General features: G+C 34.6%; 12 protein-coding genes. 3 read left to right on the forward strand and 9 right to left on the reverse strand.

Annotated features, from left to right (window positions below; all coding sequences use genetic code 11):
* Positions 1-9: 9 nt before the first annotated feature.
* Together uxuA and FAF07_RS01405 are read right to left on the reverse strand one after the other, a co-directional pair.
* On the reverse strand, positions 10-1,185 hold the full coding sequence (gene uxuA, locus FAF07_RS01400) for a mannonate dehydratase (RefSeq protein WP_142783416.1): 1,176 nt from the start codon (positions 1,183-1,185) through the stop codon (positions 10-12).
* A 16-nt stretch (positions 1,186-1,201) separates the two neighbouring features.
* The gene (locus tag FAF07_RS01405; protein WP_142783417.1) at positions 1,202-2,029 is read right to left on the reverse strand and encodes an SDR family oxidoreductase; all 828 of its coding nucleotides are present in this window, start codon (positions 2,027-2,029) and stop codon (positions 1,202-1,204) included.
* A 151-nt stretch (positions 2,030-2,180) separates the two neighbouring features.
* Between FAF07_RS01405 and FAF07_RS01410 the strand changes: the two genes are divergently transcribed.
* Positions 2,181-3,230, forward strand: a complete 1,050-nt coding sequence (locus tag FAF07_RS01410) for a LacI family DNA-binding transcriptional regulator (RefSeq protein ID WP_142783418.1) — start codon at positions 2,181-2,183, stop codon at positions 3,228-3,230.
* Positions 3,231-3,599: 369 nt separating this feature from the next.
* Here FAF07_RS01410 and FAF07_RS01415 read toward each other — a convergent pair whose 3' ends face one another.
* Entirely contained in the window at positions 3,600-3,854 is a 255-nt protein-coding gene (locus FAF07_RS01415) for a hypothetical protein (protein WP_142783419.1), read from the reverse strand.
* Here FAF07_RS01415 and FAF07_RS01420 point away from each other — a divergent pair.
* Both FAF07_RS01420 and FAF07_RS01425 read left to right on the forward strand, forming a co-directional pair.
* Positions 3,823-4,563, forward strand: a complete 741-nt coding sequence (locus FAF07_RS01420) for a T9SS type A sorting domain-containing protein (protein ID WP_142783420.1) — start codon at positions 3,823-3,825, stop codon at positions 4,561-4,563. The genes FAF07_RS01415 and FAF07_RS01420 overlap by 32 nt on opposite strands.
* Positions 4,564-4,821: 258 nt before the next feature.
* Entirely contained in the window at positions 4,822-9,663 is a 4,842-nt protein-coding gene (locus FAF07_RS01425) for a LamG-like jellyroll fold domain-containing protein (RefSeq protein WP_142783421.1), read from the forward strand.
* A gap of 159 nt (positions 9,664-9,822) precedes the next feature.
* Here the strand turns inward: FAF07_RS01425 and hisS are convergent, their stop codons facing one another.
* The 6 genes from hisS to rpsF form a co-directional block, all read right to left on the reverse strand.
* Positions 9,823-11,202 carry a histidine--tRNA ligase gene (gene hisS / locus FAF07_RS01430; protein ID WP_142783422.1) on the reverse strand — a complete coding sequence of 460 codons (1,380 nt, stop codon included), beginning with the start codon at positions 11,200-11,202 and terminating at the stop codon, positions 9,823-9,825.
* A 670-nt stretch (positions 11,203-11,872) separates the two neighbouring features.
* A complete protein-coding gene (locus FAF07_RS01435; RefSeq protein WP_142783423.1) occupies positions 11,873-12,340 on the reverse strand; it encodes a DUF6495 family protein in 468 nt (155 codons plus the stop codon).
* Positions 12,341-12,417: 77 nt separating this feature from the next.
* Positions 12,418-15,636 (reverse strand): TonB-dependent receptor, encoded by a 3,219-nt coding sequence (locus FAF07_RS01440; RefSeq protein WP_142783424.1) that lies wholly within the window; start codon positions 15,634-15,636, stop codon positions 12,418-12,420.
* Between the two features lie 141 nt (positions 15,637-15,777).
* Complete coding sequence (gene rplI / locus FAF07_RS01445) at positions 15,778-16,230, reverse strand: 50S ribosomal protein L9 (protein WP_142783425.1); 453 nt, start codon at positions 16,228-16,230, stop codon at positions 15,778-15,780.
* A gap of 15 nt (positions 16,231-16,245) precedes the next feature.
* Positions 16,246-16,545 carry a 30S ribosomal protein S18 gene (rpsR, locus tag FAF07_RS01450; RefSeq protein ID WP_142783426.1) on the reverse strand — a complete coding sequence of 100 codons (300 nt, stop codon included), beginning with the start codon at positions 16,543-16,545 and terminating at the stop codon, positions 16,246-16,248.
* Positions 16,546-16,547: 2 nt separating this feature from the next.
* Positions 16,548-16,886: a 30S ribosomal protein S6 gene (gene rpsF / locus FAF07_RS01455; RefSeq protein ID WP_142783427.1), complete on the reverse strand. Its 339-nt coding sequence runs from the start codon at positions 16,884-16,886 to the stop codon at positions 16,548-16,550.
* Between the last annotated feature and the right edge of the window lie 144 nt (positions 16,887-17,030).

Raw genomic sequence — 17,030 nt, forward strand, 5'->3', positions numbered from 1 at the left:
ACTTTAAATTTATATACTTTGTTTAATACCGTACTCTAAACCTCGTAATTCTGCTAAACCTCTTAATCTACCAATACCCGAATACCCTGGGTTTGTTTTTTTATTTAAATCGTCAAGCATTTGGTGTCCGTGATCTGGTCTTACAGGAATAGCAAAATCTGCATAACCTTTTGCTCTTCTTCTTTTTTCTTCTTCTAAAACTGCTTTAACAACGCTATACATATCTACATCGCCTTCTAGATGATTGGCTTCATAAAAATTACCATCTTCATCTCGCTTGGTACTCCTTAAATGTAAAAAGTGCACTCTATCTGCAAAACGTTTAAATATTTGAACCAAATTATTATCAGCTCTAACCCCTAATGAACCAGTGCAAAACGTAATACCATTAGAACGATTTGGAACATTATCAAATAAATACGCATAATCAGCCTCTGTACTAACCACCCTAGGCAAACCTAAGATAGGATAAGGCGGATCATCTGGGTGAATACACATCAACGCCTTATTTTGGGATGCTACAGGAATAATTTCCTTCAAGAATGACACAAGGTTTTCTCTTAATACCGAAGCATCAACATTCTTATAAGTATCTAAAATAGTTTGAAATTGCTCTAAAGTGTAACCTTCTTCAGCACCTGGCAAACCTGCAATAATATTATTTATAAGTTGTGTTTTATTATCTTCTGAAAGATTATTAATATAAATTTTAGCTGCTTTTTGTTGCGACTTCGAATAGCTATTTTCTGCACCAGGGCGTTTTAATAAATAGAGTTCGAAGGCTGCAAAAGCAATGACATCAAAACGTAAGGCTTTGGAGCCATCTTCTACTTGAAACCCTAAATCGGTACGTGTCCAATCTAAAACTGGCATAAAATTATAACAAACAATGCTGATGTTGCATTTTGCCAAATTCTCTATACTTTGCTTATATCTTTCAATATAAGTTTGAAAATTACCAGAACGGGTTTTTATATTTTCATGAACAGGGATGCTTTCCACTACACTCCAAGTTAATCCAGCACTTTCAATAGTGTTTTTCCGTTTCTGAATTTCTTCAACAGTCCATACTTCCCCATTAGGAATATGATGTAAAGCAGAAACAACTCCTGTTGCACCTGCTTGCTTTATATCTGATAAGGATACTGGGTCATTTGGTCCGTACCATCGCCATGTCTGTTCCATAAAATAAGTTATAATATTAAACGCCGCTATATGCGCTAAATCCACCATCGATAGGAATAACTACTCCTGTAACAAATGATGCGCCTTCTCCACACAACCACAATGTTGTTCCTACTAAATCTTCAGGTTCTCCAAATTTACCCATAGGAGTTTGTTCTATAATTTGATTTCCTCGTGGTGTTAAACTTCCATCAGATTTAGTTAACAAACTTCTATTCTGGTCAGTTAAGAAAAACCCAGGCGCTAATGCATTAACACGAATACCTACTTTAGAAAAGTGTACAGCCAACCATTGTGTAAAGTTTGACACAGCAGCTTTAGCGCCACTATATGCCGGTATTTTTGTTAAGGGTGTAAAGGCATTCATGGATGAAATATTTAAAATACTACAACCTTCTCTACCTACCATATCCATTGCAAAAACTTGTGTTGGCAACAACGTTCCAATAAAATTTAAGTTGAATGTAAATTGAATTCCATTGACATCTAAATCAAAAAATGTTTTAAACCCTTCTGTTTTATTTACTAAATCTGAAGCTTCTAAATATGGGTTGCTAGTTGTTCCAAGAGGGTGATTTCCTCCTGCTCCATTTACTAAGATGTCGCATTTACCTAGTTGGCTATTTACAATCCCTTTTGCTGAATCTAAAGATTCTTTTTCTAAAACATTAGCAGCAACACCAATGGCTGTTCCTCCTGTTGCGTTTATTTCATCGGCAACTTTATCAGCAGCTTCTTTTCTTAAATCTAATACCGCAATTTTGTAACCCTCTTTAGCTAAAGCCATTGCTAATGTGCTACACAAAACCCCGCCTGCACCTGTTAAAACTACTACTTTACTCATTTTTTAGTTTCTTACTTAATTATAATAATTTAAAAATAATAGCGTTTTCGTGTACGCACACACAAATATAACAAAAAATATAGTGTACGCACACAAAAAACCCAAAAATAATTATTAAATTGCTTGAAATTATTAGTTACATCAAATCTATATGATTACAATAAAAGATATTGCTAAAGAGGCCAAAGTATCTGAAGGCACTGTAGATAGAGTTTTACATAATCGAGGTGGTGTCTCAAAAAAAACAGAAGCAAAAATTAAAGCAATTCTTGAGTATCATAACTTTAGCGTAAACCCAGTTGCAAGTGCTCTTGCAATGAAAAACAAATACTGCATAGCAGCTTTAATTCCAGAATACAATGAATCAGATTTATTTTGGAAATCTCCTTATTTAGGAATTTTAAAAGGTGCGGATGATCTAAAAACCTTTGGTATTCAAGTAAATAGTTTCTCTTTTAATCAATATAACCCAGATTCTTATTTAAATACGTTTAAAACTTTATTAAAGACAAAACCTGCAGCAGTTATAATGGTGCCCAATTTCTCAAAAGAAACTAAAAAAATTGTTAGTGAACTGGAGGCTCTTAATATTCCCTATTTATTTTTGAACATTGACATAAAAGGCTTCAACAATACTGCTTTTGTAGGACAAGACTCGTATATGGCTGGTTATATTGCCGGCAAACTTATGCACTTAAGTTTACCTAAACCATCCTCCTTTTTAATTATACAAGCTCGATATAATATCACAAAAAATAATGCGGTTTCAAAAAGAATTAAAGGTTTCAATGATTATTTTAATAAAAATAATATTAACTCAAAAACCCAAACTTTAAAAATTGAAAACTTAAATAACTCGTCTGAAACAAAAGCAAAAATAAGTTTATATTTAAAGGAAAATCCAGAAATTAAAGGTGTTTTTGTTCCTTCAAGTAGAATTTATATTGTTGTTGATTGCTTAGAAAACAAGTACATAAAAAATCTAGAACTGATTGGTTTTGATAATACACCACAAAACATTGCGTGTTTGCTAAACGATTCAGTTTCGTTTTTAATATCTCAAAAACCGTTTGATCAAGGGTACGAAGCCATAAGATTATTGGCCGATTATTTACTACAAAATAAAATCCCAAACCAAAAAAATTACCTTCCTATAGATATTCTGACAAAAGAAAATGTAAAGTATAATGAGCGCAAATAAGATCAGTGTTTCTTGAAGTTTAATTTGAAACAAAAAATTACTAATTAAATGTAACTATAATTATATCAAATGGGTTTAAATAATATTAATTGAACTAAAACTTTATTCTTTTAATATTGAAATAAAAAAAGCTTCCAATTCTTTGGAAGCCCTTTCTTTACTAATATCGGGAATTGGAATCAAACCAGTGAGTTATGAGCTTGACGATTATTTATTGAAGCAATTCATTGTATTTATACATTCAGAATATTTTTTATGTATTAATATATTAAAACTAAAAGTTAATAACCTTATCTAGTAAGCATCCGAGCAACTACATCTTTCTTAACTTTAGCCTCTGACATACCTTTGTTGCAAACAAATATATTGTTATGACAAAAAAAGATACGGCATCACGGATGCGCAAGTAACAATTACAGCTTCTGATGTCAATGATGGAAGTAGTGTTGGAAATTTATCAATTGATATTTCTAGTTTTACCTGTGCAAACCTTGGAACAAACAATGTAACTTTAACGGCTACAGATCCAAGTGATGCTGGAAATACTGATACTTGCGTTGCTGTAGTAACAGTTATTGATAACACGCCTCCTGTGGCAGATGTGGCTACTTTAGCGGATATCACAGCGCAATGTCAAGTAACAGCCTTAACGACTCCAACAGCTACAGTCAACTGTGGTGGATCGGTAACCGTAACAAAAGATGCAACACTTCCAATCTCAGCTCAAGGAACAACAGAAGTAACTTGGACTTATGATGACGGTAACGGAAACACATCAACGCAAACCCAAAACGTTATGATTGATGATACGATCTCGCCTGTTGCTATATGCCAAAATATTACAATACTACTTGATGCTACAAATAATGCAAGTATTATAGCTAGTGATATTGATACTGGTTCTAATGATAATTGCGGTTCTGTTAGTTTAAATGCTAGCCAAACAACTTTCACAACAAGTGACATTGGAGATGTAACAGTAACACTTACTGCTACAGACGTTAATGGAAGCATAAACACTTGCGATGCCATTGTTACAGTGGAGGATAATAACTTAGCGATTGATGATTTCAGCCTTACAAATGTTACGATTACACCGAACCCTTTTAACGATATCATTCATATTAAACTTCCACTAAGTTTTAATAATAGTACGTTTGATATAAAAATATTTGATTTAAATGGACGGTTAGTTTTTGAAAAACAATACTCGAGCATTGGTAGCGCTATAAACGTATCTGATTTAAATAAACTAGAACAAGCTACATATCTGCTTAAAATTACGAGTAGAAAAACTGGATATAATCTCATGAAAAGATTGATAAAATTCTAAAGCTTTACTGATTTAATCAATCCAACCAACAACTAAGAGTTGAGTTATTTAATAACTCAACTCTTAGTTGTTTAAACAAATTCAAAAAACTATCTGTAACTCATATTAAATCATCTAATTAGTCATAATAAAAAAAAAACTAAAAGGTAAGCGTATACAATAATTATTGTGCATTTCATCGATTTTATTTGCATTTCATGGAGTTATGATTTACATTTGATGATTAAAGAATTAGTCCCAAACTAAACTTAACCTCTTATGAAAAAAATTACTTTTTTATTAAGGTCTAGTATACTTATTTTAGGTGTATTACTCTCTACAAATATGTTTTCAATTCAAGATCTACCTCCATCATATACTGCTTACTATGAAAATTTTGATTCTAGTAATGGTGGCTGGTCTTTAATAACTTCAACTAATGGATCATGGGCATGGACTAATAGTTTTACAACAACTGATGAAATGGGTGAAGGAAGTTTTTGGAGAAATACTAATTATAATTCTTATAATAGTAACACCAATATTGTTATAGAAAGCCCTCAATTAGATCTTACAGGCTTACAAAATTTAAAACTTAGCTTAGATATAAAATATAATACTGAAAATGACACAGATGGGATGCGTATTTTATATTCTGTTGCCGGAGGGGCTTACACGCTTCTGGGGGCAAGCGGATCCGGCACCAATTGGTACGAAGATACTGTAAGTGCATTAGGTTCTGATGGATGGAATGATGATGGACACTCGTCTTCTCCATCCTTTACACCACATAGTCAATTTAGAAGATCTTCATTAAATTTATCTGATGCTACGTTCTCAAATCAAAGTAATGTAAAATTTAGAATTGAATTCAGTTCAAATAGTTCTACTGAACAAGAAGGCGTTGCTTTCGATAATTTTCTACTGGAAGCAGATCCAACTACGGTATTAAATGATGCTACAACGGCACCTGCAAATATTACAAGTAATCTTAGACTTTGGCTAAAAGCGAATACTGGAATTGCGGTTGCAGATGGTGCTGCTTTAACTAATTGGGAAGATCAGGCTTATGATACAACGCTAGATAAAGAAGATGCCTATGCGGCTTCTTCTCTAGCTCCAACCTATAGAGATAATGCTACTAGAAACATAAACTTTAATCCCGTTGTGGATTTTGACCATAATAATACGGAATACATGAACGGTAAAGGGGGATATTATGCTAAAGAATATTTTGTAGTTATGCATAGTGATGATGTGGTTGATACACAAACAGGAAGTATGAGTCCTGGAAGACAATTTGGTATTGGTGGTCGGTATTCTGATGATTCATTCCACGAAGATCCAACAGGTCTAGGTTTAGGTAGTACATCTTCTAGATATTCAAACGAAATTATATCTCATAACATTAGTTCTTTTCCTAATGGTAATGCTCCTAATGCTGAATCTTGGGGTAAAGCATACACAACCACTACAGATTCCTATCAAAATCATCCATTAATTATAAATGTAAAAACCAACTCTGTTGGAAACTCCACTGAAATATACAAGAATGGAAAACGTATTGACAATACGACGGCATCAACTAGTTTCAATGGTGGTACAGATTTAAATTTTAATGAATTTAGTAATCTTCAATATTTAATTGGTGCAGGACGAAGTGGTATTGCAGGTCGTACTACCTCGCAAATGAATGGTATGATTACAGAGGTTATTTCTTATTCATCACCTAATTCAACTATTAATCAACAAAAAATTCATTCTTATTTAGGTATAAAATATGGAACAACATTGCAAGATCCTGCATCAGCTTTAACAGATCATAGATTAAACGATGTTGATTATATTGATTCCCAAGGCACTGTTATTTGGGATACAAGCGCTGATTTTTCTACCTATAATTATGATATAGCAGGTATTGGTCGTGATGACGCCTCTGTTTTAAATCAAAAACAATCAAAAAGTCAAAATATAGAATCAGATGGAACAGATCCTGTTTTTGGTGGTCCAACTTTAACAAGTGGTTTTCTAACTATTGGTTTAACCAATATTTATGATACCAATAATGATAACATCAGTACAAACCCTACTACATTTAGTGATAGAGCGTTTTTAACTTGGGGAAATAATGGTGCTGATATAAATTTAGCTGCGACCTCAGTAGCGGTTAATATGAGTGCAGGTATTACTTTACCAGCACCTTTGTCAACATCTGTATCATTTGTAGCAATGCAGCGTATATGGAAAGTAGTTGAAACTGGTGGAGATGTACCTTCTGCCAAAGTAAGAATCCCACAAAATGCCATTCGTAATATTACACCTCCAGGTAGCTATTTAATGTTTATTTCGGACACCGGTGTTTTTGATCCTACCGCAGATTATAGAGTTATGACTCCTGATGGCAGTGGAAATTTAGAAGCAGATTATAATTTTAATGCGACCAAATATATAACCTTTGGATACGCCCCACAAATTATTGCAGAACGTTCTGTTTATTTTGATGGCATGGTAGATTATATTGATGTAGAAGATAATTTAGATTTAAACACTACAGAATTTACAATATCTGCATGGATAAAAAGAGATACAGGCACAACTAATGCTTCAGTACTTTCAAAAAGAAATTTCACCAATACCGAAGGCTATGATTTTAGAATTAACAGTACTGGAAGAATACAGTTTGTTATAAACGGTGGGGCAGCGACAATAACATCATCAGTAGCCATCCCAGAAAATGAATGGCATCAAGTGTCTATTATTTATAGTAGTGGAAACGCCACATTATATATTGATGGTGTAGCAGATACATCTGCTACATTACCAGCTCCAGTAGCTACATCTCAAAAATTCTTAATAGCAGCTGCAGATGGTTTTGACCCTAATACAACCGATTATTTTGCAGGTAATATTGATGAAGTACGCGTATGGGACATAGCACTTACTGGTGATCAATTACGTTACATTATGAATCAAGAAATTGTAGATAAAAGTATTACTACCGGATTATCACCTTTACCACTAATACAAGGCTATATACTTCCTACAACAATTACCAATAATGAAATAAGTGCCATTCCTTGGACTGATTTAGCAGGCTACTACCCACTTTCTGTATTCACCTATACCAATACGAACGATATGTCTGGTAATGGTAATCAAGGTGCTTTAAGGAATCTGGATACTGTTGATTACCAAACAGCTCCATTACCTTATGAATCTCAAGGAGCTGGTTCTTGGGATGAAGATGCTACTTGGTTAAATAATACGGTACAAACGCTACCAAACGATTTTTCCATTATCGATGGCACCACACCTATCGATTGGAATATAGTTGAAATTAATAACGATGTTTATTTAGGCGCATCACCAACTGGTGTGAGAGCAAGAGGTTGTTCGCTACAAGGTTTAATAATAAACAGTGGCGATTTACAAGTTAATGGAGACACAGCATTAAATGATGGTATTGGTTTAACAGTAACACATTATTTAAAGCTTGATGGCACCATTGATTTAGAAGGAGAGTCACAATTAATTCAAACAGATCTAAGTGATTTTGACCCTACAAGTTCAGGTACTGTGCAACGCGATCAACAAGGTACGCCGAACACTTATATTTACAACTATTGGTCCTCGCCTGTTGGGCAAACAAATGCTTTAACAAATAATAACGATTATACACTTCCAGATGTGGTTAGCGGCGTTAGCTTTTTAACCTCAGGATATAACGGAACCTCTGCTCCTGCTGTGGCAGATTACTGGATATGGAAATATGCCAATAAAATTGGAGATACCTATTCACAATGGGAACATGTGAGAAGTACCGGTACTTTACTACCGGGCGAAGGGTTTACCATGAAAGGTCCTGGCACGGTTAATCCAAATCAAAATTATGTTTTAACAGGTAAGCCTAATAATGGTGATATCACATTACCTCTTGCCCCTGGAAACGAGTATTTAGTTGGTAATCCTTATGCTTCAGCTTTAGATGCCGATAAATTTATTCTAGATAATATAAGTGTTAACGACGGTGGTACCAATCCCAATACTACGGGTAATGTTATTAACGGTGCCCTTTATTTTTGGGATCATTTTTCCGATAATACCCATGTATTGGCTGAATACCAAGGTGGTTATGCGACCTATACCTTAATAGGTGGCACAAAAGCCATTTCTAACGACTCAAGAATAAATGCAACCGGAGTAGAAGGCACCAAAATTCCTGAGCGCTATATACCCGTAGGCCAAGGCTTCTTTGTGTCGTCCATTATTGATCCAAGCTTGGTTGATGACGGTATTACCCTGCCAGTAGTTGGTGGCGATATCCTATTCAAAAATAGTCAACGGGTATTCAAGAAAGAAAATGTGTCTGGTTCAAATACGGGTTCTGTGTTTGTGAAAAATGGATCTAAAACCAAATCAAAAAATAATAATACCGATGTAGATGCAAGACCAAGAATACGTTTAATGTTTGACTCACCTGATGGTTATCATAGAGAATTATTAGTTGGTGCAGATGTGAAGGCAACAGAAGGTTTTGATTTAGGCTATGATGCGCCTATAGCGGAATCTAATAAAGAAGATATGTATTGGCAATTTGAAAACACTAATTTTATCATTCAAGCCATAGATAATTTTAATCCAGAAAAAGTATTGCCTTTAGGTGTTAAAATCAATAAAGAAGGTATGGCGACAATTAAGATTGAAGCCTTAGAAAACATCGAAGATAATTTTAAGATATATCTTCATGATAAAGCGCTTAACATTTATCAGGATTTGAGAGCATATAATTACGATGTGTATTTAAATGCTGGTGAATTCACGGATCGATTTGAAATCACGTTTAGCAAAGGACTTTCATTGGACACCGAAACCCAGAATTATCTGGGCTTAGAAGTCTATTTTTCAAATGAAAAGAATAGTATCATTATCCACAATAAAGAGTTTAAAACTATTGAATCTGTAGAATTACTGAATATTTTAGGACAGTCTCTTTACAGGTCTGATAAAGACACGTCTATAGATTATATAGAATATCAACTAGACCAGATTAAAACTGGCGCCTATATTATTAGTATAAAAACCAATACTGGAGAAGTGTCTAAAAAGGTATTAATAAATTAGTTAGTTTTAGTTAGTTTGTAGAATCCCAAATCTACATGTTTATTAGCTATGCTTTGAGGAGGTCCCGAATATAATTCGGGACTTTTTTATAATTTTAAATAATTTAAACAACCGGTTATTAAATTATTATGATGATTTTTAAAGAAGAGACGAAGAAATTTAGGATACTTTTTTTATATGCTTTACCAAGGTCTCAAAGTTCACTTTAAACTGGTCGCCAGTAAGCATTTCTTTTAAACTGTAGGTATTTGAAAATAGTTCCTCTTCCCCAACTAAAACCACATAAGGTATCTTCCGCCTATTGGCATGGTTCATTTGTTTTTTCATTTTAGCCGAATCCGGATACAACTCGGCATGGACACCTTGGGCACGTAATTGCTTAATAGCTTTTAGACAGAATAAAGCTTCCTTATCACCAAAATTAATAAACAATACATCCACGGTTTTAGTCACGGTTTTTGGGAATAATCCCAAAGCCTCCAACACGATATAAATCCGGTCCAAACCAAAGCTAATCCCCACGCCACTCATATCCTTCATGCCAAAAACACCCGTTAAATCATCGTATCGCCCACCACCACCAATAGATCCCATGGGTACGGTTTCTGGTGCGGACACTTCAAAAATAGCGCCTGTATAATAGTTTAAACCTCTGGCAAGAGTCACATCCAATTGCAATGAGGCCGTTTGCAAACCAAGTTCTTTAACTGCGGCATCGATGAATTGTAATTCTTCTATGCCTTTTAATCCATCTTTGGATATATTTAAAATACTCTTCAAACTGTCAATTTGAGATTCAAATGAGCCAGATAGCGTAAATAATGGTTGTAGTTTATCAATACCCGATTGTGAGATCCCTTTACTTAGCATCTCTTCTTTAACTTTAGCCTCACCTATTTTATCCAGCTTATCAAGGGCTACGGTGAAGTCAATCAACTTATCACTGGCACCAATAACTTCTGCAATTCCAGAAAGGATTTTTCGGTTATTGATTTTGATGGTAACGCCTTCTAATTTCAATGTCGAAAAAACGGCATCATAAAGTTGAATAAACTCGACTTCCTGCCATAATGAAGCACTCCCCACCACATCGGCATCACATTGGTAAAACTCTCTAAAACGCCCTTTCTGTGGCCTATCTGCTCGCCAAACAGGTTGTATTTGGTAACGTTTAAACGGGAATTCTATTTCGTTTTGGTGTTGTACGACATAACGTGCGAAAGGGACGGTTAAGTCGTAACGGAGGGCTTTTTCCGAGATACTTGAAGTTAATTTATTAGAATCTTTATTATCATAAGCAGCATGATCTGCTTTGGATAAATAATCCCCAGAATTCAAAATCTTAAAAATCAAGCGATCCCCTTCATCACCATATTTTCCCATTAGGGTGTCAGAGTTCTCAAAACTTGGAGTTTCGATCGGTTGAAATCCGAATGATTGAAAAGATGCTTTTATAACTGAAAATATATAATTACGCTTCGCAACTTCTTCTGGATTAAAATCTCTGGTGCCTTTTGGAATACTTGGTTTTTGAGCCATATCAACTACCTGCGGAAGCAGGTATCTTTTTAAGGATTATTAATTCTTTTTTACAGATTCCATATCATGCCATTTAAAACGTGATTGTACAATGCGGAATAACAAAAATAATTAATGCAATCGTCATAGTGAGGGTTTTCATTAGAAAAAAGTGTGACCATCTTTAAATTGCAACTTTATAGTTTAAATATAGTTTTTAAATTTAAGTTTAGGTGGATTATTAACAGATTGCCACGTCCTACGTCCTCGCAATGACGTTTAAAATAGAGTCTAAAAGTTAAAATTATATAGTTAAGTAAAATTCAGATTCGTCATGGCAAGGTACGAAGCAATCTTTTGAATTGAAACTGAATTAAAAACCATTGTTGTCCGATTAAAAATAGTTCGTTTAAAAAAAACCTTTGCGAACACAGGGTTTTCAAGGCTTATAAAAAAGATGGGCTTGCTTTTTGCTATTACTGAAAAATTTTATTTTTTAGAAAGTTACGAATTTAAAGATTACTGTTTATCAATTAGTTACAATCAAGTCTTTGTTCTTGGTTCTAACAGCAAAGCGGTCTTGATTCTTTAATCGGACAATAATGATTAAAAACAGTAAATAAACGAACAGATTACCATGACTTACCAAACCAACCAACAGATTGCCGCGTCCTACGTCCTCGCAATAACCTTAGTTAATCAACTTTTCAAAATACCTGAACAAATCGCCTTTGGTAATGACAGCGCCTTGTTCGATCATTTTAAATTTATCTAGATTTTTGTCATCACTATACGCTTTATCTGCTTGTAAAAACTCCACTTGGTCATCCATTAGGTTTTCACGTAACCAAGCATAGCCTTCATCAGTAGTAATATCTACATCATTTTTTAAATTCAATATGATGGCTTGCATGTTGTTTTCTCCAAGAAAAAACAAATACATGTGTTGCGGTGAGATATGTTCCAAATATTCAGCTTTATTTAAGACACCTTCCCAAATTAAATCACTAAAAACATCCAGCTCCATTTCTGCTAAGTCGGGCTTGTTCTCTTTTAAGTTTGTCCATTCCTCAGCCGTTACAGATTGCGTAGCTAAAAAATTTATAAACTCTTGGTGTAATTCTTCAAATTGCTCTTTGGTAAGTCTACTGTACTTCATAATATTAAATAAAAAATGCGCCCCTTTATTAGGAGCGCAAATTTAAGAATATATCTTGTTTTATCTTAGAACTCATCTTAGAAAATATAACGTAATCCAAACTGCATTTGCCATCTTGATGCTAAACTAGAATCAAAACCAAAAGTTTTGGCATCTGGTCCACCGTTAAAGGTATAAACTGGTTCGCTACCCGAAGTATCGACACCAATTGGAGATAAGTTATTCGGCTGCTCTACCACGCCCCAATCAGAATTGATTAGGTTTCCTATGTTTAAAATATCTAAGCTTAATTGCAAAGTGTTTGTTTTATCGCCACTCACTTTAAAGTTGAAATCTTGTAGAATTTTAACGTCCCAACGACTTCTCCATGGTGCCAAAGCACCGTAACGATCCATATATTGTCCTCTATTCTCACTCAAATAATCGTCTTGTTGAATGTAGCTTTCAAAATCGTTTGCCATAGCCGCACCTCCTGAAAACTGCATTTGTGTAACTTCTGAAGGCGTAGGAATATAAATAAGATCGTTATTTTGGAATGAGCTATCGCCATTTATATTACCTGCATAGGTATAGTTAAAACGACCGCCTTGAGCATATTCAAAAAACGTAGAAATCGTAGTTGCCCACTTATCACTGCCATAAGTCCATTTTTTACTTCCTATCCCAATAAATCTGTGTGTATCACCATATTTAGAATATGAAAGTACATCATTATTAGCATTACCAGAAACGGGATTGAAATCAAATGCATCTCCTGTAATTTCAGCTTCGATGGAGTTGACATCTTTCGCATTTAAATAATTATATGCTAAACTTGTATAAAACCCGTTATTAAACGTTTTTTGAGCTTTTAGGGTTGCATTCCAGATTCTACCTTTATCAGAATTTGTAAATACATAAGCATTTGTAGGTTCGCCAAACTGGTTTAACGATCGGTCTCCTGCGGTATATACCGGCCTGTTATCGCCTGGTGCATTAAGTGTTCCAGAGGGTGCGTTTAAACCCCAGTTTTGCACGTGTGCCCCATTAATATCTTTAGTGTAAGACAGGTCTCCCGTTAATATAAGTCCGCTATCAAATTTGTGGTCTGCTCCAATATTTGTGCGCCATACTTGAGGCCATTTAAAATCTGGATCAACAACTTGATAAAAGAAGAAATCTACACCTTGTACTTGATTTCCTAACCAAACAAAAGGAAAACGTCCTGTAAAAACACCTGTACCTCCTCTAATTTGTGTTTTCGATTCGCCATTTACATCCCAGTTAAATCCAATTCTTGGAGATACTAGAATATCATTTGATGGTAAATTTTCTGAATCTAGCATGGTTGGTTCTCCAGTTGCTGGATCGTAATAGGTAATGCTTGGGGTGTATGTTCCACCAGAAAAATCACTCGTGTTAAACACACCTCCTTTACGTTGAATATTTTCTCTAATTTTATCCTTCGTATCAAAATAAAGCGGTTTATCAAATCGAACGCCGTACGTTAATTTAAAGTCTTCAGTCACATTCCATTCATCCTGTAAGTAGAATGCGAGTTGCCCAACGTTAGTTTCGGCTAAGCCAAACCCTCCTGGATTTCCAGTTCCAGCGCTGCCTAGACTAGCATTTGCTGAAATGGCATCATTAAATAAGCCTTGATAGAAGGCGACTAGGTCTGCTTCTCCTGTAGCGTCCAAATCTCTAAAAGAAGAAATGTCTCCTGTCGGGAAAAACACCCCTTGTGCGCCATAAACCCCTAAGTTAAAAGAGTTATCGAATTCGAATTTTTCAAAAGAAAAACCAACCGTAAAATTATGGTCACCATGTAGGAAGTTCAAATTATTCGTGAACTGAAACACCTTCTGATCTAGTCTGTTATTAATAGAAAAAGGCTCATGTCCAGCAATAATATAATTTTGACCAGCATCTTGAATAGTTATAGATGGTGCTGGTGTTGATAGTGGATTTCTAAAATCGTCAAAATGTGTAAATCCTACCTGAAGTTTGTTAGTAACCGCATCTGATAATTTAGAATTAAGCTCTAATTGAATGGAATTCAATTTATTATTAATTTCATATCCTGCATTTTCAAATTGCAAGGTATTGAAATTTGGACCTCTTACACCTAATGCCGTTGGATGTGCAGGTTTCTCTTTTGAAGCGTTTAAAAAATTATAAATAACCGCTAGACGGTTATTATCGTTAATATTCCAATCCAATTTAAAAATACCTTTTGTCGATTCAGAACCATAAGTAAACCCTTGAATTCGTCCAGGATTATAAGTTTGACCGTCACCAATATTAACCTGTCTTAAAATTCTATCCACGGCATTAAAGTCTGATAACAGTACGTTACTTTCATTCACTGATCCTGTTCCGGTATTAGGAACAAAACCATTAGAACCTAAATCGGTACGATCATCTTTTTCAAAATTCGCAAAGAAAAATAACTTATCCTTTACAATAGGCCCACCAATACTCAAACCATATTGTGTTTGCTCTAATTTTGGCTTCACAACATCTTCACCGTTCACTTTTCCGCCAGTTAAATCTTCATTTCTAAAAAAGCCGTATACAGTTCCATGAAACTCATTCGTTCCACTTTTTGTAACAGCGTTTATCGAAGCGCCTGTAAATCCAGACTGCGTAACATCGTAAGGCGCATTAGATACTGAAATTTGGTCTATCGCATCTAACGAAATGGGTTGTGCATCGGTTTGTCCTCCAACTGTTGGAGCATCTAACCCGAAGGGATTATTAAATATGGCACCATCCAGTGAGAAGTTATTATATTGATCATTTCTACCACCAAAGGAGTTGCCACTTGCCGAAGGTTCTAATCTTGTAAAGTCTGCGGCTGATCTTGAAATGGATGGTAAGCGCGTAAGCTCTCTTCTACCAACACTAGTTTCAGACCCTGTTCTATCACTACCAAAAGTACCCGTTCCGCCAGAACCTTGAATAACGATAGCATCAAGTTGCTCACTATCGGAAATTAAAGTGACATCTAAATTAAATGTTTTACCTAGTGTTAAATAGACATCATTGAATGTTTGCGTTTGGTAACCTACGTAACTAATGGTAATTGTGTAAGGTCCTCCAACGCGAAGGTTTAACATGTTATAACGTCCGTCAATGTTCGACGCAGCACCATCTTTGGTTCCCGTTGGTGTATGAACGGCCACAACGTTTGCTCCAGGTAAAGGAACAGACGCATCATCTAAAATAAGCCCTTTAATGTTTGACGTAGTCACTTGTGAAAAAGCAAGCAATCCGAAAAACAGAAAAAGCATGGAAAGTGTAGTTTTTTTCATTTTTGAGTTAGTTTATAGTTGTTTTAAATCGTGTTATTATGCAAGCATAATATAGTTTAGGTAAAAATAGCACAAAAAAAAGCCACTCTCGAGGAGTGGCTTCAATTAAATTTAAGCTTTTATTAACTATTTGTTAATACTTTAGTTTGCTTGTGCGATAACTTCGAAAGGTAAATCTACAGATACCTCTCTATGTAAACGTACTACGGCTTCGTATTTACCTGTGCGTTTTACATTACCACCAATTACCGTGATGTATTTTTTATCAATAGTCTGACCTTCTTTTTCTAGAGCTGCTGCCAAATCGATATTATTAACAGATCCGAAAAGTTTATCACCTGAACCTACTTTAGATGGTATTTTAATTTCTAAAGCTTTTAATGCTTCAGCTGTTTTATTAGCCTCGTCAACTATTTTCTTTTCTTTATAAGCACGTTGCTTTAAATTTTCTGCTAATACTTTCTTTGCAGAAATTGTAGCTAAAACAGCTTGCTTTTGAGGAATTAAAAAATTTCTACCATAACCGTTCTTAACTGTTACAACATCGTCTTTAAATCCTAAATTTTCAACGTCTTGTTTTAATATAAGTTCCATTGTTATCGGTATTTTTTATTTTAATAAATCTGCTACATAAGGCATCAATGCTAAGTGACGTGCTCTTTTAACTGCAACAGACACTTTTCTTTGATACTTTAATGAAGTTCCTGTTAAACGTCTTGGTAAAATTTTACCTTGTTCGTTTACAAATCTTAATAACCAATCTGCATCTTTATAATCTACATATTTGATTCCAGATTTCTTGAAGCGACAATACTTCTTAGCTTTGTTAGTTTCAATATTAAGCGGAGTTAAATATCTAATTTCTCCGTCTTTTTTTCCTTTAGACTGTTGTTCTATAGATGTTGCCATGATTACGCTTTTTGTTTTAGTTTAGCTCTTCTTCGCTCTGCCCAAGAAATAGCATGTTTGTCCAATGTCACAGTTAAATAACGCATAAAACGCTCATCACGTCTAAATTCTACTTCTAGAGGGTTGATCACTTCACCATCTACAGTGTATTCAAATAAGTGATAAAAACCACTTTTCTTGTTTTGAATAGGGTAAGCTAATTTTTTTAGCCCCCAATCTTCTTTAGCTATCATCTTAGCGCCGTTAGAAACAAGAAAATCTTCGTATTTCTGTACTGTTTCCTTTATCTGATCTTCAGATAAAACGGGATTTAAGATGAAAACAGTTTCATAATGATTCATAAAAATCTATTTTATTGTTAAAAATTGGGTGCAAAAATAATTAAATTTTATGTATATTACAACATTATTCCCTCTCTTATTTAGCATAAAAGGATATTGTTAATATTATGTTAAAACAAACACTTTACCGATGATTTTTGGTTT

It is taken from the genome of Changchengzhania lutea (genome assembly GCF_006974145.1).
Classification (GTDB): Bacteria; Bacteroidota; Bacteroidia; order Flavobacteriales; family Flavobacteriaceae; genus Changchengzhania; species Changchengzhania lutea.

What these genes read in the sequence shown, in the direction of transcription:
- uxuA (WP_142783416.1), bottom strand. Translation starts at nt 1,185, where the DNA reads ATGGAACAGACATGGCGATGGTACGGACCAAATGACCCAGTATCCTTA.
- FAF07_RS01405 (WP_142783417.1), bottom strand. Translation starts at nt 2,029, where the DNA reads ATGAGTAAAGTAGTAGTTTTAACAGGTGCAGGCGGGGTTTTGTGTAGC.
- FAF07_RS01410 (WP_142783418.1), top strand. Translation starts at nt 2,181, where the DNA reads ATGATTACAATAAAAGATATTGCTAAAGAGGCCAAAGTATCTGAAGGC.
- FAF07_RS01425 (WP_142783421.1), top strand. Translation starts at nt 4,822, where the DNA reads ATGAAAAAAATTACTTTTTTATTAAGGTCTAGTATACTTATTTTAGGT.
- hisS (WP_142783422.1), bottom strand. Translation starts at nt 11,202, where the DNA reads ATGGCTCAAAAACCAAGTATTCCAAAAGGCACCAGAGATTTTAATCCA.
- FAF07_RS01435 (WP_142783423.1), bottom strand. Translation starts at nt 12,340, where the DNA reads ATGAAGTACAGTAGACTTACCAAAGAGCAATTTGAAGAATTACACCAA.
- FAF07_RS01440 (WP_142783424.1), bottom strand. Translation starts at nt 15,636, where the DNA reads ATGAAAAAAACTACACTTTCCATGCTTTTTCTGTTTTTCGGATTGCTT.
- rplI (WP_142783425.1), bottom strand. Translation starts at nt 16,230, where the DNA reads ATGGAACTTATATTAAAACAAGACGTTGAAAATTTAGGATTTAAAGAC.
- rpsR (WP_142783426.1), bottom strand. Translation starts at nt 16,545, where the DNA reads ATGGCAACATCTATAGAACAACAGTCTAAAGGAAAAAAAGACGGAGAA.
- rpsF (WP_142783427.1), bottom strand. Translation starts at nt 16,886, where the DNA reads ATGAATCATTATGAAACTGTTTTCATCTTAAATCCCGTTTTATCTGAA.